We start from the raw sequence: 22,915 nt of genomic DNA, 5'->3' as shown, positions 1-22,915 counted from the left end.
TTCCTCTAATTCTGCTGCACCGGGCCCAGATGGGCCGCATCGATCACGAATTTCGCCAGTGCGCGGCCGAGACAGGCATGAACCTTCTTGGCCAGATCGACACCATGCGAGGTGCTGAACAGGTCAAAATATCCGGCGTCGCTCCACTGCTTCATAATCGCGAACCGGTCGAACAGCGGAACGTCGTGCTGCTGCGCAACCACCTTCATATTGTCGAGATATGGCGGCGCAGAGATCATCGTTTCCGTACGCGGGCTGTATTGCAGATTGACCAGCACCACGTCGGTCCCGGCGCCCCGCAACGCAACAACGCCATCGTTGATGGCGGTGCGGAAATCGTCAGGATCGACTGCTCGCATAGCATCGACCGTTCCGGTCTGCCAGATAACCAAAGTAGGCTTTTTTGCTTCAACAAGCTTAACAAGGGTTCCCGCCGTCTCCTCGGCGGTGCTCTTTGCCTGTAATTCTACGGATAGATCGATGGTTGCCGCCGGAAATGCCTCCTTCAGCGCCGCCTGCAGCGTGGCCGGATAGGCGCTCGCCTCGTTGCCGGGGATGGTCGAGGAGCGGCTGCCCACCACCAGCACGCTGAGCGGCTTGTTGGCCTTCACCGCATCGGTGACCTTCGGCAGCGAGCTCTCGCTCGCCAGGAGATAGGCCGGCACGTCGCAGGGCGGCGCCGGCGGCTCGGCGGTATCGCCGGCGCGTGCGGGCGCCGCCGCCAAACAGGCGGCCAATAGCGTCAGGCCCAGCATCGTCCGCGCGGACATCATGCTCCCCCTCCCGCCATATCGGCGCTGCCGCCGGCGCCTTTTTTCGAGGCGCCTTTTTCGGCGGAGTGCTTGTACCACGAAATAATCCACGCCATGCCGCACATGATGAGGATGCCGCAAACGCTGATCAAGGCGTGCAGTGCGGCACCGCCAGATACTTCGGCAAGCACGAAGTGACCGGCAAAGGCGAGGAAGACCCCGAGGCAGAATATCTCAAGCGAATGCTGGCCACACAGGATCAATGGTCGCAGCCAGGGCGATTTCAAGCCCGGCCAGTCCCTCGGCAGGAAGCGCACGGTGAGCGCGGCGAGCGCCAGGAAATGCGCGAACCGCAACACGTCCAGGTCGGTCTTGTTGATCGGATACATCCATTGCTCGATCACCTTCGGCATGATGTGGCCGAGCTGCGGCACGTACCAGGTCAGCGTGACGAAGAACGCCGCGACGAGGTAGACGATGCAGATCCACATCGTGATGTTCGACGACAGGATGCGCGACATCCGCCGCGCGCCGCCGAGCGCACACCAGGCGCCGAACACGAACAGCAATTGCCAGGCGAACGGGTTGAACGCCCAGAAGCCGTTCGGATAGGCCGAGAGGTAGAGATCGAACTGCCAGGTCAGCGCGTAGAGCAGGACCGACAGGCCGAGCGTGACATCGGGCTTCCACTTCATCAGCCACAGGATCAGCGGCAGGAACAGCATCAGCACGATGTAAAGCGGCAGCACGTCCATGTTGACGGGACGGAAGCGCAGCAGCAGCGCCTGCACGATGGTGACGTCGGGCTGCTTGAGGAAGTCCATGATCCCCATCTCTTCGGTGTAGAGCGGGTTCTCGAACGAGGTCGCGACATAGGAGATCTCGGCGAGGAAGATCGTGAACAGGAAGACATGCGCGACATAGATCTGCCAGACCCGGCGCAGGATGCGCGCGGTCGCGATCACGAAGCCGCCCTCCAGCATCGCGCGGCCGTAGACGAAGGCGGCGGTGTAGCCGGAGATGAAAATGAAGATCTCGGTGGCGTCGGAGAAGCCGTAGTTGCGGATCGTCAGCCAGGTCAGGAGATTGGTCGGCAGATGATCGATGAAGATCAGCCACAGCGCGAGCCCACGGAACAGATCGAGCCGGAGTTCGCGCTCGCCGGTCGCCGGCAGCGAGATCGCGGGCGCCGCCGCCACGGCTTTCGCCTTGACCTCGGCCTCGGCCTTTGCCCCGGTTTTGGCGTCAGCCACCGGCGAACCGGCTATGGGATCGGCAATCGAGCTCATCAAACACCGTGTCTGCTGCGGGCGCCCGCAGGTCGTGCTGAAAAGATAATATCGGTCCACAACTTGCCGACAAAGCACAGAGTGCGGCGACATGCGGCCGCGCTTTAGAGCGGAACTATGTTGAAACCACGATGAACAGCCGGTCCCGGGACCGGCTTTTCACGGCCTGCCCGGCGATTGGTTCCGGCTGACCAATTGGCTATGATGGGTGCCTGTTTGCGCATGATCCGGCCGAAAGCGGATTCTGCGCCGAGATCATCGGATTGAGCCGTATGTACCGCGCCGTTACCCGCCAGATCGAAGTCACCGTCGAGCCGAACTTCATGCCGGAGCGCTCGTCGATCGACCGGCGCGAATTTTTCTGGTCCTACAAGATCGTGATCGTCAATTCAGGCCCGGAAACGGTGCAGCTGCGGACGCGGCACTGGATCATCACCGACGCCACCGGCCGCCGACAGGAGGTGCGTGGCGAGGGCGTGGTCGGCGAGCAGCCGGTGCTCGCGCCCGGCGAGCGTTTCGAATACACCTCAGGCGTGCCGCTGCCGACCGCCTCCGGCTTCATGACCGGCAGCTACCAGATGGTCACCGAGGCCGGCGAACGCTTCGACATCGACGTGCCGACGTTCTCGCTGGATAGCCCGAGCCCGGACGGGAAAAGGGTGCTGAATTAGCCGCGCTGTCAGTCTCGCCGCGCTCCAAGCAGTCACCGGGGATGCGGGCCGTCAAATTTCTGAATAATGGAAATAGTTTCGGGTTTTCTGATTTGCCCGACGGACGGACGCCCACAGCCGGCCTCAGTTCCTCATCATTTCAACGTGCCATTGCGCATTGGGGCGGCACGGCCGCCACGCGATCACTGCAATCGACCGGCCGGCGCCAGGAACCAATGGCTCGCGAGGCTCTTGGCTCCCTGACACAAGCACTTTTTGGAGAAATCATATGAAGAAGCTCGCGATCTATTTGGCAGCCGGCGCAAGTGCCCTTGTCATGACTGCCACAAGCACGGCTTTCGCCGCACCGCTTTCACTCGGCGCGTCGGTCGGGCCGGAGAGCAACATCCAGAACGTTCGCATGGTTTGCGATGAAGCCGGCCGTTGCTGGCGCGCACGAGGCGAACGCCGCGTCATCGTCCGTGAGCCCGATGATTCATACGGATACGCACCTCGCGAGCGCTACATCGAGCGCCGTGGCTATGACGAGCGTGGCGGCATCGGGTTCCGCGCTCCGGGCGTGAGCGTCGGAATCGGGACCGACCGCTACTGAGGAAACGCATCGGCGTCGGAACGGCCGCGGAGCAATCCGCGGCCTTTCTTTTGGAGACGCGGCATCTCGAACGGCGTGGACCTGGGTCCACCGGACGGCTGCCCCACCTTCACAAGTGAGGGGCACCGGCGCCTCGCATGCGCTCCAGGAGCCAGAAAGCCCCGATCGCAACGAACGAGAGCCCGAAGATTGCTCCGCACGCCAGGAAAGTCAGTAGGAAGCTCGTATCCACGACATCCTCCTTTTGATCGCTTGCAAGGGTGGTGTGCGACTGACGCGCTCAATCTGCCAAATTGTCGCGTGTGACCATCGAAGCCGCCGGTTTCAGAAATTCGCGGCGACCAGATCGTAGGACCCCCTGCTTCCGCGGACATAGACCCTGGCCGCAGCGGCACATATCCGATCGCGGTTGGCATCGAAGGCGTGCAGAAGGCCCGGCTCGTCGAGGTAGACATCCGATTGAAGTCGCTTCAATGCGCCTTCGGTGACGAAGAACGATGCCTCAATAGCACTGTCATATCCCCAAAACCGCACGGCGCGCCGCGTTTGGTCGTATGAACGACTATGATTTGGAAATTCAATCATGGGTAAGGCCTATCAGGTTGTTGCCACGGCTTGTCGCGACCCGTAACGCGCGCATTGAAGCGACGTGACGTTTGGTCAATATCGATTGCAAGATTTGGCAGCTAAGGCTTCGCGCTTCCGCAAGGGGGATGCTGTAACAATACAGTTGCGCTGCTGATCAGGTGGATACTCCGCTATCGAATGACAAGCCCACTCGGCACGTATCGGGGCAATCGCTCGCGTTTTTCGTGCCGGATACGTCCAGATTCGCCCGATTGCGCAGAAAAACATTCGCCGAAGGGCCAGCTTATGATGATACGGTCGGTGATGTCTCCAGCCGACCTCCGCCCCGACCCGCGTGCTGCAAGCAGCTTGGCACCGCTGCAGGACGTTGTGGCGGAAGAGAATATCAGCCTTCGGCTTCTCCTCGCGCAGGCCGCGGTCGATGCCCAGAGTCTTCTGACCGCGGCCGGCCTTGACGCCAAGGAGCGCGAAGCGGCCGACAAGCTGCAGAAGGTGATCCTCGAGGAGCTGCACCACCGCATCAAGAATACGATCGCAACCGTCGGTGCCATTGTCTCCCAGAGCCTGCGCAACCTGGAAGGGGTCGAACATGCGCAGCACGCCATCGAGGGCCGGTTGCTGGCGCTCGGGCGGGCGCACGATCTCCTGCTGCAGGCAAGATGGAGCAGCGCGGATCTCGGCACGGTCGTCCGCGGCGCCACCGAAGCCTTCAACAATCCGGATGAACCGAAATTCTCGATTTCAGGACCCGGTATTCGCATGACGTCGGGCGCCGTCATTGCCATCGCAATGACACTCAACGAGCTCTGCACGAACGCCACGAAGTTCGGCGCCCTGTCCGCCCCACAGGGGCGGATCGACATCAGTTGGACGCTGGATCAACCAACACAGCGCTTGCATCTGACATGGACCGAGAAGAACGGTCCGGCAGTCCACCCTCCGGAACGGCGCAGTTTCGGGACACGGTTGATCGAAACGCTCGGCAGGCAGCTGCGCGGCGACGTGCAGCTAAGCTATGAGCCGACCGGTTTCGTGTACACATTCGACGCACCATTGGCTTCTCTTACTTCGTCAACCGCATAGCCGACGTCCCGAACGCACGCCAAAGTCTGGATATGCTGCCCTCCGACTGCGAATTGAGTCGACTACCGGACGTAAGGGGTATCTACTGCGGTGATCACTGCTCCGCCTCTGGCCGATACCGGTGACTGAGAGTGCTGCAAGCTCCCGCCAGTAACCAGGAGAGCTTTATGCCGACTGCTCAACACAGCCAGCCTGAACCGCCGCCTCATGATCTGCCGGCGTTGGAAGCCGTGAGGATAGGAGATGCTGCGAAGCCATTCCTGCCCGGCCTTCAGCGCAACGCGATGCTTCGCAAGGCCCGGCTGGTCGAAACCGCCTCGCACATCAATGATTGGCTGACATCGCCCGGCCTGCGAACGCCGAGTTGACTGCCGATTTTGAGGAAACGCGGCCCCACAGTACGGGGCCGGCTGGGGCCGCAATTCTTCCGATGCCGCTGGGGCCCGGCCTCCGGTCGCCTCTCACCAAGCGACGGCTTCGACATTGCTTCCAACTCTGCTTCAGGAACTGGCGACCGCGGTGAACGTTGTCGCGGTGCAGATATTCACGCGCGCCATCCGATTGGCTTGTGCCCGGTGATTTGTGGCCTCGGTGCTCGTTATTCGACCCTTTGCCTCCCATATACAAATCAATCCTCGTCAGCCATCGAGATTGGTCGGAATGCGCGGAGACCTCCAAGGAAAGGGCCCGCCATGTTCAAATCTCAGCAGTACCGCACCAAGGCAGCCGCATACGGCGAACTGATCAAGCGTTCGAGCAGTCAGGGCGAAAGCCGCAAGTTTCAAGAGCAGCAAGACCGCCTCGCTTCACTCGCGGATAACGAGCAAGAATTGGCGGACAATTTCGACAACGCAATAAACGTCGCGGAGCAGGACCGCTCTCGCGGCGCCGCCCTTGCCGCCGAAGAGGAGTACGTTCTGCGGTGCCTCGGCGCGGCCATCATCATGCAATGGAACGTGCTGCCGAAGGCGCTGCAGCGGGAAATCTTCGACACCGCCGGATCGGTCGGAAAACTGTTGGAGACGTCGGCGCTCCGCGGGCAGATCGCGCGCTTCCTGCACAAGCACAAGGATGATGCCGGTCGCGACAAGGTTCTGGAGGCGCGTCAGGACGCGAGATCGGGCGCTGCGGCTTTGTCGCGATGGGACAATGAAGGAGGTGCAGTCCCCGATGGACTGCCGATGTGAGCCAACCACGACAACAGGAGATTCACCATGTCACTTACCCAATTTGACGTCGATGACGGACAGCACAGCATGGACGGGCTGCGACTTCTCGCCCGTGATGGAAATGAACGGGCCGAGGCATTCATCGGCCGCAAGGTGATGGACGTCTGGGCCGAGTCTGTCGAGCATCGCGGCGGACATCAAAGCCTGTTCCGCGATCAATACAACGCACTCGGCAGGCTGAATCTGGCGGCGATCGAGCGGATCGTCAGTGCGAAATACCAACGCGGTGCTGCGTTCAACCGCCAGCATCCCTATGTCGAGGTACTGTTCTCGGATATCACCGACAGCGGGGAGACCTTGAATCTGAGCGGGCTCGTGCGCGAGACCCTGCCGCCCGCGTTTCACCGGCTGAGTTGAGATCGATCCAGGAGGATTCCCATGACGAAGAAAACCCTGCACTCCATTGAAGAAACAGAGCCGAAGAAGCCACTGCGCGCCGACCGGCCTCCCACCGAAGGCTTCGTGATCATCGTCGACAAACACTTCAAGTCGGAGTTCGACACCGCCGAGGCTGCTGAAGCGTCTGGCCGACAACTGAAGGCGTCGTATCCGATGCTTCAGATCGAAATCTATGACGCCGCCGGCAAGACCCGCACCTTGCTGAGCTGACAGGCCTGGTTGCCGGGTCTCGTGGTCGGTTTTCCGCCTACTCGACGCCGGCTTCCTGCGGCGTGAATTCGTAGACCGACGAGCAGAACTCGCAAGTCACGACCACCTTGCCGTCCTTGACCATCTCGGCGCGATCGTTCGGCGCAAAGCTCTTCAGCATCGACGACACCGCATCGCGCGAGCACGAGCACTGCGCGCGCAGCGTTTGCGGGTTGAAGACGCGCACGCCGCGTTCGTGGAACAGGCGGTACAGCAGCCGCTCGCCGGAGAGATCGGGATCGATCAGCTCGACATCCTCAACGGTGGAGATCAGCGACTGCCCCTCGACCCAGGCGTCGTCATCCGGCACGCTGTGCGTGGCCGTGCCTTCCGGCGCATCGCCGGGATGCAGATCGGCCTGCTTGGCGCGTTCGGGGGCCTTGGGCAGGAATTGCAGCAGGATGCCGCCGGCGCGCCAGTGCAGCTTGCCGCCTTCGCCGCCGCGCATCTCCTCGCCGACCGCGAGCCGCACCCGCGTCGGAATCTGCTCCGAGCGCAGGAAATATTCGTGGGCCGCCTCTTCCAGGCCGCCGCCGTCGAGCGCGACCAGGCCCTGGTAGCGGCTGGTGTTCGCGCCCTGATCGATCGTCATTGCAAGGTGGCCCTTGCCGAGCAGCTCACCCGAACTCTGCCCGTCCTTGAGGCGCGCCACATCGTAGCGCGCATAGGCACGCAGCCGGTCGGGCGCCTGGAAATCGACGATCAGGAGCGAGACCGGACCGTCGGTCCGGGTCTGCAGGATGAAGCGGCCCTCGAACTTGACGGAGGAGCCGAGCAGCGTGGTGAGCACGATGGCCTCACCGAGCAGCTTGCCGACCGCGGGCGGATAATCGTGCTTGTGCAGGATCTCGTCGAGCGCGGGGCCGAGCCGGGTCAGCCGGCCGCGCAAGTCCAGCGCACCGACCTCGAAGGCCAGCACGGCATCGTCAACAGGAACCGCCGAGGGCGCGCGAATGGGCGTCTCGGCCTGAATTTTGATGTCGGGGGATTGTGAAACCATGGCGCTCTATCTGGGGTCTCGGACCATGAAATAAAGGGGTTCAGCATACCGGGAATCGACGTCGTCCCTGCGAAAGCAGGGACCCATATGTGGACGGCCCCCGTGGCACAAGAGCTTTCTGGGATTGGTCGGATCGCTGTCATCCATATGTCCGGCCTGTTTGATGCGATCGTGTTGATCGCTGGGCCAAGATGGTTTCCGCGACGCGAGTGCCAAACAACCTGGCGACCTTGTGAAGGCCAATGGGTCCCGCGGCTTGTCTCGCGTTCTGGATCGATCGATCATTCCATCTGCTCTTGCAGCTCCGGTTCGTCCGGCGAGCGCTACGTCCGGCCGGCCGACCTGTTAGGTGACAGCGTTCATGCGTGCGGCATCATAGCTCTCGCCGGTCGCCATCAGCTTCCAGGCGATGCGGGCCACCTTGTTGGCGAGCGCCACGGCCGCAAGCTTCGGCGGCTTGCGCCTGAGCAACGCCACGAGCCAGCGCGAGGGGTGGCCGCGCCCGAGCCTTGCCTGCCGGATCACCGCGGTCGCCCCGGCCACGAGCAGGCGACGCAGGGTCTCGTCGCCAGCGCGGGTGATCTTGCCGAGCCTGGTTTTGCCGGCGGTGGAATGGTCCTTGGGCGTCAGGCCGAGCCAGGCCGCGAACAAGCGGCCGGAGCGGAAGGCGTGCGGGTCCGGCGTCTTCATCACAAGCGAGGTCGCGATGATCGGACCGACCGAGGGGATCTGGGCCAGACGACGGCTTGTGGCGTTGGCCTGGTGCCAGGCCAGCAGCCTGGCCTCGACCGCCTTCAGCTCACCCTGCAACTGCGCATAGTCACGGCCCTGCATGGCGAACAGCTCGCGCGCCATAGCGGGAACGCTCTCGTCCTGCGTGATCCGGGCCAACAGCGGCTCGATCTTGTCCAACCCCTTCGGCGCGATCAGGCCAAACTCCGCCGCGTAGCCGCGGATCGCATTGCTGAGCTGGGTACGGCGGCCGATCAGCCCATCGCGGACACCTGCAAGCATCAGCGCGGCCTGCTGTTCGGCGCTCTTCACCGGCACAAACCGCATCCGCGGTCGGCCCATCGCTTCGCACACCCCATCCGCATCTCGCCCGTCGTTCTTGTTCCGCAGCACATAAGGCTTCACCAACTGCGGCGCTATCAGCTTCACCTCATGGCCAAGCTTGCCAAGCTCGCGCCCCCAGTAATGAGCCGCCCCGCAGGCCTCCATCCCGATCACGGTCGGCGGAAGCTTGGCAAAAAACTCAAGCACCTGCTTGCGCGACAGCTTCTTGCGCAACACCGGCTGTTCCGCCGCGTCAACTCCATGCAGCACAAAAATATGCTTCGACGTATCCATCCCAATACGGATAATCTCTCTCACGGACGGTCTCCTTGTCTGAGATTTACAACAACCTCATTCTGGCACACTGATGCCGTAGGGGGCCGTCCACACCATCAACCACAGGATTTTGTCGCGGCACAAGGCGTCTGCCCATGTGCCTTTTTCGCAGGCCGCGGCGTATGGGTCCCTGCTCCAGTGCGCAATTGCGCACAAGGCAGGGACGACGGCATTGATGTCGTCGACTACGCGACCGTGTCGAAACACCAGGCCAGAATGCCCTTCTGCGCATGCAGGCGGTTTTCCGCCTCGTCGAACACCACAGATTGCGGGCCGTCGATCACCTCGTCGGTGACCTCCTCGCCGCGATGCGCGGGCAGGCAGTGCATGAACAGCGCGTCCGGCTTGGCGAGCGACATCAGCTTGGCATTGACCTGATAGGGCTTCAGCACGTTGTGGCGGTGCTCGCCCTCCTTGTCGCCCATCGACACCCAGGTGTCGGTGACGACGCAGTCGGCGCCGCGCACGGCGGCTTCCGGATCGGTGCCGAGCATGATCGGCGCGCCGGTGGCCTTGATCCAGTCCCGCATCGGCTTCTTCGGCGAGAGCTCGGGCGGGGTGGCAATGTTGAGATTGAACTTGAACCGCTCCGCAGCGTGCGCCCAGGAGGCCAGCACGTTGTTGTCGTCGCCGGTCCAGGCCACCGTCTTGCCCTCGATCGAGCCGCGGTTTTCCTCATAGGTCATGAGGTCGGCCATCACCTGGCAGGGATGCGAACGCCGGGTCAGGCCGTTGATGACGGGCACGGTGGCGTGGGCGGCGAGCTCGAGCAGCGCGTCATGGTTGAGGATGCGGATCATGATCGCATCGACATAACGCGACAGCACGCGCGCGGTGTCGGCGATGGTCTCGCCGCGGCCGAGCTGCATCTCGGCGCCGGTCAGCATGATGGATTCACCGCCGAGCTGGCGCATGCCGACGTCGAACGACACCCTTGTGCGGGTCGACGGGCGCTCGAAGATCATCGCCAGCGTCTTGCCTTCGAGCGGCTTCCTGCCCTTCTCATGCGCCTTCAGCCTCGCCTTCATGGCGGCTCCGGCTTCGAGCATGTTGCGCAGCTCGGCGAGCGGCAGCTCGTTGATGTCGAGGAAGTGACGGACCGGCTTGCTCATTATCCAGCCGCCTTCTTCGGCTGCGGCGCCGATAGCACAGAGCAGGCGCGCTCGAGCGCTGTGATCGACTGGTCGATCTCGGCCTCGGTCACGATCAGGGGCGCCAGGAACCGCACCACATTGTCGCCGGCGCCGACGGTGAGCAGCTTCTCGTTGCGCAGCGCGGCGATCAGATCGCCCGACGGCACCACCGCCTTGACTCCGATCAACAGGCCCTCGCCGCGCACCTCCGACAGCACGCCGGGATAGCGGTCGACCACGGAAGCGAGCTTCTGCTTGAGCAGCAGCGACATCTTCTGCACGTGCTCGAAGAAACCGGGCTTGAGCATGACGTCGAGCACCGCATTGGCGGCGGCGACCGCCAGCGGATTACCGCCGAAAGTCGAGCCGTGCGAGCCCGGCGCCATGCCGGCCGCAGCCTGCGCGGTCGCCAGCACCGCGCCGATCGGGAACCCGCCGCCGAGCGCCTTCGCCAGCGACATCACGTCCGGCGTGACGCCGGTGCGCTTGTAGGCGAACAGCTCGCCGGTGCGGCCCATGCCGGTCTGCACCTCGTCGAAGGCGAGCAGCAGGCCATGCTCGTCGCACAGCGCGCGCAGTGCTTTGAAGAACGCCTGCGGCGCCGAGCGCACGCCGCCCTCGCCCTGCACCGGCTCGATCAGGATGCCGGCGGTGTGCGGGCCGATCGCCTTCTTCACCGCCTCGATGTCGCCGTGCGGCACCTGGTCGAAGCCGTCCATCGGCGGGCCAAAGCCTTCGAGATATTTCGCCGAGCCGGTCGCAGCCAGCGTGCCCAGCGTACGGCCATGGAAGGCGCCTTCGAAGGTGATGATGCGGTAGCGTTCGGGATGGCCCTTGGAGAAGTGGTGGTGGCGGACCAGCTTGATCACGCCCTCCATCGCTTCGGCGCCGGAATTGCAGAAGAACACGAAGTCGGCAAAGCTCTGCTCGCACAGCCGCGCGGCAAGCACCTCGCCGTCCGGGCTCTTGAACAGGTTCGACATGTGCCAGAGCTTGGTCGCCTGTTCCTGCAGCGCCTTGACCAGATGCGGGTGCGCATGCCCGAGCGCGTTCACCGCGACACCCGAGGTGAAATCGAGATAGCGGTCGCCGTTGGTTGCGATCAGCCAGGCGCCCTCGCCGCGCTCGAAGCCGAGATCGACCCGGGCGAAGACGGGGAGCAGATGCGACGAGGCGTTGGTCATGGCGTTCACTGCCGGTTTGAAGCCGTCAATTGCTGCGCGCCTTGACGCCAACGCAGCAACCGCCAGCTTCGGAAAACAAAACGGCCGCCTTTGCGGGCGGCACGTACGGGTCATTCTATGCGGCGGCCGGTAAGTGTCAATCGTCAGGAGCCGGCCTTTGCTGGCCTTCCTGCAATGCGAAACCAGCGCAATCCGGAGCATTCCGGTGCGGTGGAAAAGCCTCATAGCAATGCTTAACTTTGTGGGAACATGTGGACGCACGGCCGCGGACTCTTGCGCCAGAGTCACGCCATATTGTAGCGTTTGGCCTGTCGGGTACGACATCTCGTGCGGCAGTACTGGACCCTCTAAGTAGCCTTCGTGTCTCGTGTAAACGTTCGGGCGCAACACCGTGCCCGGCGAGGGCTAAGGGATTCTGGCCGCAGGGATATTTGTCCAGATTGGCTCGCAGCGCCGCTCCGATGAGTGGCCGGCGCCATGCGAAAGGAAGAATGCGATGACTGTATTGACCTGGTCCGACGATCGCGTCGAGCAGCTGAAGAAGCTCTGGGAATCCGGCCTCTCGGCCAGCCAGATCGCGGCGGAACTTGGCAATGTGACGCGAAACGCCGTGATCGGCAAAGTGCATCGGCTCGGCCTCTCCGGCCGCGCCAAGGCCCCCTCCACGGCCGCGCCGCGGCAGCGCAAGGCCCGCCCCGCCCAGCACATGATGCGGGTGGCGCGCCCGGTCTCGCGCGGCAACACCGCGCTTGCGCACGCCTTCGAGGTCGAGATGGAGCCCGATCCGATCTCCTTCGACAACGTGGTGCCGATGAGCCAGCGGCTGTCGCTGCTCGAGCTCAACGAGGCCACCTGCCACTGGCCGGTCGGCGATCCCTCGAGCCCGGAATTCTTCTTCTGCGGCGGCAAGGCGCTCGCCGGCCTGCCCTATTGCGCGCATCACTCGCGCGTTGCCTACCAGCCCGCCAACGATCGCCGCCGGCCGTCGGCGAAGCCACAGATCAAGTAGCACTCGGGAAACTGCCTGGACTGCAAAAACAAATCCCCGCGAAAGCGGGGATTTTTTTGTGTGATCGTAGCGCGGAAGTATCCACCAGCGTCGTCCCGGCGAAAGCCGGGACAACGCCGTGTTGTGGCTTGAGGTTGCCGTGCAAGCCTTACGGCTGCGGCTCGGCCTTGGCAAACCGGTCGTCGAGCGCATAACCGGCGCCGCGCACGGTGCGGATCGGATCCTGCTCGCGGCCCGGATTGAGCAGCTTGCGCAGGCGGCCGATGTGCACGTCGACGGTACGCTCATCGATATAGATGTCGCGGCCCCAGACGCTGTCGAGCAGCTGCTCGCGGCTGAACACGCGGCCGGGATGCTCGAGGAAGAATTCGAGCAGCCGATACTCGGTCGGACCGAGATCGATCGGACGTCCCGAGCGCGCCACGCGGCGCTTCTCGCGATCGAGCTCGATGTCGCCGTAGGTCAGCACGGTTGCAAGCCGCTCCGGGCTCGCGCGGCGCAGCAGGCCCTTCACCCGTGCCAGCAATTCCGGCACCGAGAACGGCTTGACGATGTAGTCGTCGGCGCCGGTGGCAAGCCCGCGCACGCGCTCGCTCTCCTCGCCGCGCGCGGTCAGCATGATGATCGGAAGCTGCTTGGTCTCGGGACGCGCCCGCAGGCGGCGGCACAGCTCGATGCCGGACAGGCCCGGCAGCATCCAGTCCAGTACCACGAGGTCGGGAACGCGCTCCTTCAGGCGGGTGTCGGCATCGTCGCCGCGCCCGACCGTTTCGACATCGTAGCCTTCCGCATCGAGGTTGTAGCGCAACAGTGTCGTCAGCGCTTCCTCGTCTTCGACTACCAGAATGCGTGCGCTCATCGGTTTAAATTCTCTCTCTGTGGTGATCCGTTGCCCAGACGCAAACCGAAACGCTTACTTTCCTGACCATAATCCCCGCGGAGACGACTTGTCGTGAAGACAATCCGGCCCCGCGCCTGCGGATCATGTCCTAGGTACCCGGCACCGTGGTGGCAAAGTTGGTCATGTCGCCCTTCGGGCGCTTGTCGGTGATCTGCTGGCCCTCGATCATGTAGAACACGGTTTCGGCGATGTTGGTGGCGTGATCGCCGATCCGCTCGATGTTCTTGGCGCAGAACATCAGATGGATGCAGAACGAGATGTTGCGCGGATCCTCCATCATGTAGGTCAAGAGCTCGCGGAACAGCGAGGTGCAGATCGCATCGACCTCCTCGTCGCCCTTCCAGACGTTCATCGCCGCCGGCAGATCGTGCGCGGCATAGGCGTCGAGCACCGACTTGACCTGCGACAGCACGAGGTCGGTCATGTGCTCCAGGCCGCGGATCAGCTTCAGCGGCTGGAAATCGCTTTCCAGCGCCGCGACGCGCTTGCCCATGTTCTTGGCGAGGTCGCCGATCCGCTCGAGGTCGGTGGCCACGCGCATCGCGCTGACGATTTCACGCAGGTCGATCGCCATCGGCTGGCGGCGGGCGATCGTCAGCACCGCGCGCTCTTCGATGACGCGCTGCAGCTTGTCGATCTCGATGTCGGCGGCGACCACGCGCTTGCCGAGCGCGACGTCGCGACGGATCAGCGCGTCGACCGACTCGGTGATCATCCGCTCGACGAGGCCGCCCATTTCGGCGACCAGGCGAGTCAACTCCTGCAGGTCGCTGTCGAATGCCTTGGCGGTATGTTCAGAAGCCATCTTGTATCTCCTCAGCCGAACCGGCCGGTGATGTAATCCTGAGTCCGTCGATCGCTCGGCGAGGTGAAGATCTTGTTGGTGTCGTCGAACTCGATCAGCTCGCCGAGATACATGAAGGCGGTCTTGTCGGAGACGCGCGCCGCCTGCTGCATGTTGTGGGTGACGATTGCGATCGTGTAGTCCTCGGAGAGCTCCTGGATCAACTCCTCGACCTTGGCGGTCGAGATCGGATCGAGCGCCGAGCACGGCTCGTCGAACAGGATCACCTCGGGCCGCACCGCCACGGTGCGCGCGATGCACAGGCGCTGCTGCTGGCCGCCGGAAAGCGACAGGCCGGAAGCGTTCAGCTTGTCCTTGACCTCGTTCCACAGCGCGCCGCCGCGCAGCGCCTTCTCGACCCGGTCGTCCATCTCGGACTTCGAGATCTTCTCGTAGAGGCGGATGCCGAAGGCGATGTTCTCGTAGATCGTCATCGGGAACGGCGTCGGCTTCTGGAACACCATGCCGACCCGCGCGCGGAGCAGATTGAGGTCGAGCTTGGGATCGAGAATGTTGGTCTGGTCCAGCATCAGCTGACCGGTGGCGCGCTGGCCGGGATAGAGGTCGTACATCCGGTTGAAGATCCGCAGCAGGGTCGACTTGCCGCAGCCGGACGGTCCGATGAACGCGGTGACGCGGTTGGTACCCAGCGTCAGGTTGATGTTCTTCAGCGCGTGGTGCTCGCCGTAATAGAAGTTAAGGTTGCGCACCGTGACTTTCGGCGGCGCTTCCGGCAGCGGCGTATGCGGTGCAACGTGGCTCGGGTTACTGGTTGAAACGGAGAGCTCGGTCATTTTGCGGCCCTTTCGGCACCAAGGATACGCGCGCCGATATTCAGCGCGAGCACGGTGAATGTGATCAGCAGTGCGCCGCTCCACGCCAGCTCTTTCCAGTAGGCGTAGGGGCTCTGCACGAAGTTGTTGATGGTCACCGGCAGGTTGGCCATCGTCTTGGTCAAGTCCCAGCTGAAAAACTGGTTCGACAGCGCGGTGAACAGCAGCGGCGCGGTCTCGCCGGCGACACGGGCGGTCGCCAGCAGCACGCCGGTGATCAAGCCGCTACGCGCAGCACGATAAGCGATCCGCTTGATCACCAGCGAGCGCGGCAGGCCGAGCGCGGAAGCCGCCTCGCGCAGCGGATTGGGCACCAGCAGCAGCATGTCCTCGGTGGTGCGCAGCACGACCGGGATCACGATCACGGCGAGCGCGAGACTGCCTGCGATCGCCGAGAAGCCGCGCATCGGCACCACCACCGCACCATAGATGAACAGGCCGATGATGATCGAGGGTGCGCTGAGCAGGATATCGTTGATGAAGCGGATCACCGAGGTGAGCTTGTCGTGCTTGCCGTACTCGGCGAGGTAGGTGCCGGCGAACAGGCCGAGCGGCGCGCCGATGCCGACGCCGATCACCGTCATGATGACCGAGCCGACGATGGCGTTGAGCAGGCCGCCTTCGGTCGAGCCCGGCGGCGGCGTGTTCTGGGTGAACAGCTGCACGCTGAGGCCGGCAAGGCCGTTATAGACCAGCGTGAACAGGATCAGCGCCAGCCAGGTGACGCCGAACAGCGCCGCGCCGACACAGAGTGCGCGAATGACGATGTCGCTGCGGCGGCGGGATTTGTAGATCGGGTTCATGGCCCTATTTCCCCGCTTTCGTTTCAAGCCGCATCAGCATCAGCCGCGCGCCGGCGAGCACGAAGAAGGTCAGCACGAACAGCAAGAGGCCGAGCAGGATCAGGCCGGACTGGTGCAGGCCGTCGCTCTCGGCGAATTCGGAGGCGATCGCCGCCGAGATCGTGGTGCCCGGCGCGAAGATCGACGACGAGATGCGGAACGAGTTGCCGATGATGAAGGTCACCGCCATCGTCTCGCCGAGCGCGCGGCCGAGCGCCAGCATAATGCCGCCGATCACGCCGACCCGGGTGTAGGGGATCACGACGCTGCGGACGACTTCCCAGGTGGTGCAGCCCATGCCGTAGGCGGCTTCTTTCAGGACCGGCGGCACGGTCTTGAACACGTCGACCGAGATTGCCGTGATGAAGGGCAGCACCATGATCGCGAGGATCAGCGCGGCGTTGAACAGGCTGAGATAGGACGGCGGACCTGCGAACACCGCACCCAGCACCGGGACGCCCTCGAAGATCCGGATCATGAAGGGCTGGAACGTGTTGGCCAGGAACGGGCCCAGCACGAAGAAGCCCCACATGCCGTAGATGATCGAGGGAATGCCGGCGAGTAGCTCGATGGCGATGCCGATCGGGCGGCGCAGCATTTGCGGGCAGAGCTCGGTGAGGAAGATGGCGATGCCGATGCCGACCGGAATGGCGATCAGCATCGCGATGACCGAGGTGATCAAGGTGCCGTAGATCGGGCCGAGCGCGCCGAGCACCGGCGGATCGGCCGAGGGCGCCCAGCGCTGCGTCCAGAGGAAGGCGAAGCCGTACTCCTTCATCGCCGGCCAGGCGCCGGCGATCAGCGACAGGATGATGCCGCCGAGGATCAACAGGACCGAGATCGCCGAGACACGGGTGATCCAATAGAAGGTGAGATCACCGAGCTTGAAGGCGCTGAGGGCCTTGGCGCGATCGTAAGGTCCCGCGGCTTCCATCACATCGCTCTGAACAGCCATGTCTGCCACGCCAATCCCCTCATTACTATGTGAAAGCTACGCAAACCGCTACGCCCCGAAGCGATCTTCACTGACGCATTTGGCCGGGCGTCGGTCCGGCTTGCGCCACCCGGGGCGCGAACCGCGGTCCCCGCCCCGCGTTTCTTGCCGCGGTGATGGAGCCCGGATCTCAATCGGTCGACCTGTGCCGCCCTTGGGAGGCGGCACAGGTGTTGTTCAAAGCGTCGGACTTAGCTCTTGATGTCCGAGGACCAGGTCTTCTCGATCAGCTTGACGACCGATTCCGGCATCGGGATGTAGTCGAGCTCTTCGGCCGCCTTGCCACCCTTCTCGAAGGCGTACTTGAAGAACTTGAGCGCTTCCTGCGAGGCCGCCTTGTCGGTCGAGTCCTTGTGCATCAGGATGAAGGTCGCCGCGGTGATCGGCCAGGAGGCTTCGCCCGGCTGGTCGGTCAGGATCACGTAGTAGCCGGGAGCCTTGGACCAATCAGCGTTCGACGCAGCAGCCTGGAAGGCGGCGATCGTCGGCTGTACGGTCTTGCCGGCCTTATTGACCAGCGCGGTGTAGGTCAGCTTGTTCTGCTTGGCATAGGCGTATTCGACATACCCGATCGCGTTCTTGGTCTGGCCGATGTTGCCGGCAACGCCCTCGTTGCCCTTGGCGCCGACGCCGACCGGCCACTCGACCGCGGTGCCGGAACCGACCTTGGACTTCCAGTCGGCGTTCGACTTGGAGAGGTAGTCGGTGAAGTTGAAGGTGGTGCCCGAACCGTCCGAACGGCGCACGACGGTGATCGCGTCGGCCGGCAGGGTCAGCTTCGGATTGAGCTTGGCGATCGCCGCGTCATTCCACTTGGTGATCTTGCCGAGATAGATGTCGCCGAGCACTTCGCCGGAGAGCACGAGATCGCCCGGCTTGACACCTTCCAGGTTCACGACCGGAACGATCGCGCCCATCACCATCGGCCACTGGACGAGGCCGTCCTTCTCGAGCTGCTCGGCCTTGAGCGGCGCGTCGGTCGCGCCGAAGGTCACGGTCTTGGCCTGGATCTGCTTGATGCCGGCGCCGGAACCGATCGACTGATAGTTCAGGCCATTGCCGGTGTCCTTCTTGTAGGCGTCAGCCCATTTCGAATAGATCGGGAACGGGAACGTTGCGCCGGCGCCGGTAATATCGGCAGCGAAGGCCGACGTCGAAGCGGCGACCAGGCCGGCAGCGACGATAGCTTTGATGAAATTCATGGGGTGGTCTCCATCTTGTGAGCGAAGCGCCAATTGCGCCCGATCGCGCCCACGCCGGTCCATCTAGGAGCGGTCGGTGCTGCTTTTACGAAGGTTGGATGACAGTTGGATGACAGTACTAAGCGACTGAAAACGCTTAGCTTTGGGTCGGTAACGGGGTCTTCGGCCGGGGAAAACAGGCGGTAAAGGTCGCGCCATTGTTCGGCACGCTCTCGATCAGAAGACGCCCGCGATGACGGTTAAGAATATGTTTCACCAGCGATAATCCGAGGCCGGTTCCGCCCTGGTTACGGCTGTCGCCGACGTCCACCCGGTAGAACCGCTCGGTCAGCCGCGGCAGGTGCTCCGGGGCGATGCCAGGGCCGAAATCCCGTACCATGACACGGATTTCGGGGCTCCCCTCGCCCGATGCGCCCGAAACGGCCTGATTGAGCGACACTATGACGCGGCCGCCCGAGGCGCCGTATTTGAGGGCGTTCTCGATCAGGTTTTCGAACAGGCGGAGCAGTTCCTCGCGGTCGCCCGCAATCGTGACCGAGGTCGGCGGCAGGTCGACGTCGATCTCGACCTGGCGCTCGCTGGCCAGCGCCTCGAGCCCGTCGGCCACCTGGCGGATGATCGGCACGATATCGATCGACGCCTCGGGCCGCACATGGGCCGACAGCTCGACCCGCGACAGCGACAGCAGGTCGTCGATCAGCCGGGCCATGCGGGTGGCCTGGGTGTGCATGATGCCGAGGAAGCGCTCGCGCGCCCGGGCGTCCTCGCGGGCCGGCCCCTGCAGCGTGTCGATGAAGCCGGACAAGGCGGCGAGCGGCGTGCGGAGCTCATGGCTGGCATTGGCGACGAAATCGGCGCGCATCTCCTCGACCCGGCGCAGCGGCGTCAGATCGTGGAAGGTCATCAGCATGCATTTCTCGGTGCCGCCGAACTGGGTCGGCACCGGCACCGGCGTGATCACCAATTCCATCCAGCGATCGACCGGAACGTGGTCGGAGTAGGTGGCGCGGCGCGGCTCGGTGGTCGCGATCGCCTCGCGCAACGCAGTGATAATCTCCGGCGAACGCAGGGCAAATTGCGCCAGCTCGTTCTTGCGCAGGGCCGGCGCCAGCTGGGCCGCGGCGGTGTTGAGATGGATGACGCGGCCGGCACGGTCGAGCAGCACGGCCGGGTCCGGCATGCCGGCGACGACGGCGCTGACGGCGGTCGCCTCGACCGGATTGCCGTGGCGGACATCCTCGCGCGAGGTGCCGGCATCATGCAGCCGCCATGGCACCAGCGCCGCGGCCGCGATGCAGACGAACACCGCGCAGGCGCGCACCAGCGACAACTCGCCGAGCGCGACCACCACGCTCAATGCCAGCGCTGCGGCAAGCAGGATCAGCGCGGAATGGCGCAGCCGATCGGGCCAGGGCGAGAAAATCGAATGCGGCGTATCGTCAATGGCCATTGCGGCGGCTTTCTTCCCGTCGGTTCATGTCTCGCCCAGGCGTGGTCAGATCGACCGTCCCTCGGGAGGCATCGGGCCGCGTCATCAGACCCCGGAATCACCGCGCTTGCGGACCAGAACCGCCTCATGATGCGGCTCAGCGCGGGGACCCGAATCAGTCTGCGGCAGCCGCTTGAGTCGGGCGCCGACGATAACCTCCCGAAACGTCAGCAAGATTACAGATATGACGAACGGCGCAATATAGTAGAGCAGCCGGAACAGCAGCATGCCGCCGAGCAGGTCCTCGCGGTCCATCTGCCAGAGGCCGACCAGCATGGCGGCGTCGAACACCCCAAGCCCGCCGGGGGAGTGGCTGGCGAAGCCGAGCAGGGTCGCCGACACGAAGATGACAGCGACCACGACGAAGCCGAGGTTGGGCTCGTCCGGCACCAGCACGTACATCGCCAGCGCGCAGAAGCCGAGGTCGACGATGCCGATCGCGATCTGCAGCAGCGTCAGCGGGCCGCCCGGCAGGGTCACCGTCCAGGGACCGCGGCCGACCACCCGCGGCTGGGTCCAGACCCAGACCACATAGGCGACCAGCGCAATGATGATGCCGAACGCGAGCGTCCGGTTGAGCCAGGGCGGCAGCTGGTCGATGTTGGCTGCGGCTTCCGGATGATAGGCGATGCCGAGCCCGAGCACCGCGGCATTGCCGAGCCAGAAGGTCAGGCCGGCGAGGAAGCAAATCTTGGCGACGTCGATCGCGTTCAATCCCCAGGCCGAATAGATCCGGTAGCGCACTGCGCCGCCGGTGAAGACGCTGGCGCCGACATTGTGCCCGATCGAATAGGAGGTGAATGCCGCGAGCGCATTGACGCGATAGGGCACGTGGGCGTGGCCGATCGCGCGCACCGCGAACAGATCGTAGAAGGTCAGCGTGAAGTAGCCGGCTGCGACGAACAGTCCCGCCAGCGCGATTTGTCGCGGCTCGGTGCTCTTGATGGCCTCGAGCACCTCATTGGTGTCGATGCCGCGCAGCATATGATACAGGACGTAGCAGGCGATGCCGATGACGGCGATGCTGATGACAACACCCAGCCGATGCAGGATTTGCTTCTGGCGCAGAAACGCCATCGCCCTGCGTATTGCTTCCAGCATCTAGACCTCGAATTGCGATCCCGCGACGGCGGCTCCCGGGCGAACCCCGCCGGCGCTTCGCTGTGCCCCGACCCCTGTAGCGCGTTTTAAGCCGGAGTGGAATTCGTCAAACGACAATAAAACGCGCATCTTCAAGATATTAGGGATGATTCATGACAGCGGGTGCACAAATATGCGCGTTTCTCGCCATCTTCGACAAGACTTGACATCGACGTGCGGCAGTTAGCCCGCCGAACGGCGCGCAAGGCCATCCGGGAAACTACGGGAAGCAGAAGCGACGCCGCGGCGCCCGCGCAGCGAAAATCGCCGCCGCAATGGTGATGCGACGGCGACGAGGCGAGCCAGCGTAGATTTTTATGCCCGCGCCGTAGTCACAGCGCTGACGATTTCGGCGGCATCGGGGAAATGCCCCTTCACGCGCTTGGCGATCACATTGCCGTCAAGCCTGACCTCGAAGATGCCGCCCTTGCCGGGCAGCAGCTCCGCATCGAGGCCAAGGCGATCGCGCAGCAGCGCGGCGGCTTCCCTGGCGCGCTTCTCGTAGCCGCAGGGACGGCAATAGGTGATCGAGAGGTCGGTCATGGCGTGCTCTCCCATCGCTCATGCTGCGAGATGTTGCGCGTTCACGGCTTCGATGCCGGCGATCCACCCTGCAACCGAGCGACCGATCGCCTCCGGATGATCCTCCTGCAGATAATGCGCGCCCGCGCCGAGCTGAATGACCGCGCAATGCTGCAGCCTCGCCGCGAAATCCGCGGCGAAGGCCGGCGACACCAAGGCTCCGGGAGACCCCGCAAACAGCAGCTTCGGATAGGTCGATGCCGCAAGTGCCGCATGCGCGACAGTGAGCGCCTGATCGACATCGGCGGGTTCGCCTGCGATCGGCAGCTCGCGCGGCAGCATCAAGGTCGGCTTGCGGCTCTCGCGCGTCGCAAACGGCGCACGGTAGGCGGCCATCTCCTCCTCGCTGAGCGTGCGCAGGATCGAGCCGGGCAGCACGCGTTCGACGAACGCATTATTGTCGAGGACCATCGCTTCGCCCACTCCCGGCGTGCGGAATTTCCGGAACGTGTCCCGGGCAGCCTCGTGCTGGTGGAAGTCGGACCAATCCCGCATCGGGCGGATGAACTCCATGAAGGCGAGCCCACGCACGAGTTGCGGACGGCGCGCCGCGAGATGGAACGCGAGCGCCGTGCCCCAATCCTGGGCGACCAGATACGCCGAGCTGATGCCGAGCTCGTCGATCAGCGCATCGAGATAGTCCGCATGGTCGAAGAAGCGGTAGGCGATGTCGGGTTTGCCGGACTGTCCGTAGCCGATCAGGTCGGGCGCGATGCAGTGCCCGACCGGCGCCACCAGCGGCATGATGTTGCGCCAGATATAGGATGAGGTCGGATTGCCGTGCAGGAACAACACGTGCGGCGCGTCGCTGCGCCCAAGCTCGCGATAGGCCATCGTGGTCCCGAACACCGAGCGATGATGCAGACTGATATCGGCAGACATGGTCATGGCAACTCCTTGAACACGGTTTGGAAGGCGATCGTCTTGAAACGCTCGAGCGCGGCCGCGCTGCGCTCGACCTTCATGCGCAACATCGCGCCCTGCCAGGATGCGAGCAGGAAATCGGCAAGCGCATCGGGATCGAAGTCGGACGCGATCTCGCGTTTGGCCTGAGCTTCGGCGATGCAGGCCGCAAACGGCGCACGCCATTCCCGGAAGATCTCGTCGAGCTGCTCGCGCAGCATCTCGCTCGAGCCCGACGCCTCGAGGCTGAAATCGCCGATCAGGCAGCCGCGGGTGAAGCCGTCATGCGCGAGCTTGCCGGTGATCAGATCGAGATAGCGCCGCAGCCTGTCGCGCGGCGGCAGCGTCGTGTCGCCGAGCGCTTCGGCGACGAGGCCGCGCACATAGAGAAAGTAGCGGTCGAGCACTTCCGACGCGAACAGCTCCTTGGAGCGGAAATGGTTGGTGAACGACCCCTGCGGCGCGCCGGCTGCGGCGGTGACGTCGCGCACGCTGGTGCCGTGATAGCCGGTCCGGAACATTTCCTTCAGGCCGGCGTCGAGGATGGTATCGCGGAGAGAGGGTTTTGGCATGGACATAACTTAATACGTACGTACGTATTAATGTCAAGCGGTA

25 protein-coding genes are annotated in these 22,915 nt (G+C 63.8%); 7 read left to right on the top strand and 18 right to left on the bottom strand.

All coding sequences use genetic code 11. The features are described 5' to 3' along the window. Positions 1-5: 5 nt before the first annotated feature. Positions 6-770 carry an SGNH/GDSL hydrolase family protein gene (locus HU230_RS37320; RefSeq protein WP_176535239.1) on the bottom strand — a complete coding sequence of 255 codons (765 nt, stop codon included), beginning with the start codon at positions 768-770 and terminating at the stop codon, positions 6-8. Next, positions 770-2,041 carry an OpgC domain-containing protein gene (locus HU230_RS37315; RefSeq protein WP_210284321.1) on the bottom strand — a complete coding sequence of 424 codons (1,272 nt, stop codon included), beginning with the start codon at positions 2,039-2,041 and terminating at the stop codon, positions 770-772. The genes HU230_RS37320 and HU230_RS37315 overlap by 1 nt, the downstream gene beginning before the upstream one ends. Positions 2,042-2,313: 272 nt before the next feature. Here HU230_RS37315 and apaG point away from each other — a divergent pair, with 272 nt between their 5' ends. Together apaG and HU230_RS37305 are read left to right on the top strand one after the other, a co-directional pair. Continuing rightward, on the top strand, positions 2,314-2,712 hold the full coding sequence (apaG, locus tag HU230_RS37310; RefSeq protein ID WP_176533921.1) for a Co2+/Mg2+ efflux protein ApaG: 399 nt from the start codon (positions 2,314-2,316) through the stop codon (positions 2,710-2,712). Positions 2,713-2,980: 268 nt separating this feature from the next. Then, positions 2,981-3,304, top strand: a complete 324-nt coding sequence (locus HU230_RS37305) for a hypothetical protein (RefSeq protein ID WP_176533922.1) — start codon at positions 2,981-2,983, stop codon at positions 3,302-3,304. 324 nt (positions 3,305-3,628) lie between these two features. Here HU230_RS37305 and HU230_RS37300 read toward each other — a convergent pair whose 3' ends face one another. Then, on the bottom strand, positions 3,629-3,889 hold the full coding sequence (locus tag HU230_RS37300; protein WP_176533923.1) for a DUF1488 family protein: 261 nt from the start codon (positions 3,887-3,889) through the stop codon (positions 3,629-3,631). Between the two features lie 306 nt (positions 3,890-4,195). On the opposite strand from HU230_RS37300, the gene HU230_RS37295 reads away from it, so the two are divergent. The 4 genes from HU230_RS37295 (at position 4,196) to HU230_RS37275 (ending at position 6,813) form a co-directional block, all read left to right on the top strand. Then, positions 4,196-4,975 carry a sensor histidine kinase gene (locus HU230_RS37295; RefSeq protein WP_176533924.1) on the top strand — a complete coding sequence of 260 codons (780 nt, stop codon included), beginning with the start codon at positions 4,196-4,198 and terminating at the stop codon, positions 4,973-4,975. A 692-nt stretch (positions 4,976-5,667) separates the two neighbouring features. Then, entirely contained in the window at positions 5,668-6,162 is a 495-nt protein-coding gene (locus HU230_RS37285) for a hypothetical protein (RefSeq protein ID WP_176533925.1), read from the top strand. Positions 6,163-6,189: 27 nt separating this feature from the next. Then, entirely contained in the window at positions 6,190-6,561 is a 372-nt protein-coding gene (locus HU230_RS37280; protein ID WP_176533926.1) for a signal transduction histidine kinase, read from the top strand. 21 nt (positions 6,562-6,582) lie between these two features. Continuing rightward, entirely contained in the window at positions 6,583-6,813 is a 231-nt protein-coding gene (locus tag HU230_RS37275) for a hypothetical protein (RefSeq protein ID WP_176533927.1), read from the top strand. Positions 6,814-6,850: 37 nt separating this feature from the next. Here HU230_RS37275 and HU230_RS37270 read toward each other — a convergent pair whose 3' ends face one another. The 4 genes from HU230_RS37270 to HU230_RS37255 form a co-directional block, all read right to left on the bottom strand. Beyond that, on the bottom strand, positions 6,851-7,852 hold the full coding sequence (locus HU230_RS37270) for an Hsp33 family molecular chaperone (RefSeq protein ID WP_176533928.1): 1,002 nt from the start codon (positions 7,850-7,852) through the stop codon (positions 6,851-6,853). Positions 7,853-8,197: 345 nt separating this feature from the next. Then, positions 8,198-9,226: an IS110 family RNA-guided transposase gene (locus tag HU230_RS37265; protein WP_176528479.1), complete on the bottom strand. Its 1,029-nt coding sequence runs from the start codon at positions 9,224-9,226 to the stop codon at positions 8,198-8,200. A gap of 203 nt (positions 9,227-9,429) precedes the next feature. Beyond that, the gene (argF, locus tag HU230_RS37260) at positions 9,430-10,356 is read right to left on the bottom strand and encodes an ornithine carbamoyltransferase (RefSeq protein ID WP_176533929.1); all 927 of its coding nucleotides are present in this window, start codon (positions 10,354-10,356) and stop codon (positions 9,430-9,432) included. After that, a complete protein-coding gene (locus tag HU230_RS37255) occupies positions 10,356-11,561 on the bottom strand; it encodes an aspartate aminotransferase family protein (RefSeq protein ID WP_176533930.1) in 1,206 nt (401 codons plus the stop codon). Before HU230_RS37255 ends, argF begins: the two co-directional genes overlap by 1 nt. Positions 11,562-12,057: 496 nt before the next feature. Between HU230_RS37255 and HU230_RS37250 the strand changes: the two genes are divergently transcribed. Then, on the top strand, positions 12,058-12,570 hold the full coding sequence (locus HU230_RS37250) for a GcrA family cell cycle regulator (RefSeq protein ID WP_092123046.1): 513 nt from the start codon (positions 12,058-12,060) through the stop codon (positions 12,568-12,570). Between the two features lie 148 nt (positions 12,571-12,718). Here HU230_RS37250 and phoB read toward each other — a convergent pair whose 3' ends face one another. The 11 genes from phoB to HU230_RS37195 all read right to left on the bottom strand — a co-directional run bounded on the left by phoB (position 12,719) and on the right by HU230_RS37195 (position 22,872). After that, positions 12,719-13,429 (bottom strand): phosphate regulon transcriptional regulator PhoB, encoded by a 711-nt coding sequence (gene phoB / locus HU230_RS37245; protein WP_016844067.1) that lies wholly within the window; start codon positions 13,427-13,429, stop codon positions 12,719-12,721. 130 nt (positions 13,430-13,559) lie between these two features. Then, positions 13,560-14,276 carry a phosphate signaling complex protein PhoU gene (gene phoU / locus HU230_RS37240; protein ID WP_176533931.1) on the bottom strand — a complete coding sequence of 239 codons (717 nt, stop codon included), beginning with the start codon at positions 14,274-14,276 and terminating at the stop codon, positions 13,560-13,562. A gap of 11 nt (positions 14,277-14,287) precedes the next feature. After that, entirely contained in the window at positions 14,288-15,109 is an 822-nt protein-coding gene (gene pstB / locus HU230_RS37235; RefSeq protein ID WP_173639192.1) for a phosphate ABC transporter ATP-binding protein PstB, read from the bottom strand. Beyond that, complete coding sequence (pstA, locus tag HU230_RS37230) at positions 15,106-15,951, bottom strand: phosphate ABC transporter permease PstA (protein WP_163153113.1); 846 nt, start codon at positions 15,949-15,951, stop codon at positions 15,106-15,108. The genes pstB and pstA overlap by 4 nt, the downstream gene beginning before the upstream one ends. A 4-nt stretch (positions 15,952-15,955) precedes the next feature. Continuing rightward, entirely contained in the window at positions 15,956-16,945 is a 990-nt protein-coding gene (gene pstC, locus HU230_RS37225; RefSeq protein WP_176533932.1) for a phosphate ABC transporter permease subunit PstC, read from the bottom strand. 230 nt (positions 16,946-17,175) lie between these two features. After that, complete coding sequence (gene pstS, locus HU230_RS37220) at positions 17,176-18,186, bottom strand: phosphate ABC transporter substrate-binding protein PstS (RefSeq protein ID WP_176533933.1); 1,011 nt, start codon at positions 18,184-18,186, stop codon at positions 17,176-17,178. 136 nt (positions 18,187-18,322) lie between these two features. Further along, complete coding sequence (locus HU230_RS37215) at positions 18,323-19,636, bottom strand: ATP-binding protein (RefSeq protein ID WP_176533934.1); 1,314 nt, start codon at positions 19,634-19,636, stop codon at positions 18,323-18,325. Between the two features lie 84 nt (positions 19,637-19,720). Beyond that, positions 19,721-20,776 (bottom strand): putative bifunctional lysylphosphatidylglycerol flippase/synthetase, encoded by a 1,056-nt coding sequence (locus HU230_RS37210; RefSeq protein ID WP_224943987.1) that lies wholly within the window; start codon positions 20,774-20,776, stop codon positions 19,721-19,723. 354 nt (positions 20,777-21,130) lie between these two features. Continuing rightward, positions 21,131-21,358 carry a SelT/SelW/SelH family protein gene (locus HU230_RS37205; protein ID WP_176533935.1) on the bottom strand — a complete coding sequence of 76 codons (228 nt, stop codon included), beginning with the start codon at positions 21,356-21,358 and terminating at the stop codon, positions 21,131-21,133. 18 nt (positions 21,359-21,376) lie between these two features. Next, on the bottom strand, positions 21,377-22,285 hold the full coding sequence (locus tag HU230_RS37200) for a haloalkane dehalogenase (RefSeq protein ID WP_176533936.1): 909 nt from the start codon (positions 22,283-22,285) through the stop codon (positions 21,377-21,379). Next, complete coding sequence (locus HU230_RS37195) at positions 22,282-22,872, bottom strand: TetR/AcrR family transcriptional regulator (RefSeq protein ID WP_176533937.1); 591 nt, start codon at positions 22,870-22,872, stop codon at positions 22,282-22,284. The genes HU230_RS37200 and HU230_RS37195 overlap by 4 nt, the downstream gene beginning before the upstream one ends. Positions 22,873-22,915 lie beyond the last annotated feature (43 nt).

Source organism: Bradyrhizobium quebecense, from assembly GCF_013373795.3.
GTDB lineage: Bacteria > Pseudomonadota > Alphaproteobacteria > Rhizobiales > Xanthobacteraceae > Bradyrhizobium > Bradyrhizobium quebecense.
This window is presented reverse-complemented; position numbering and strand designations above follow the sequence as displayed.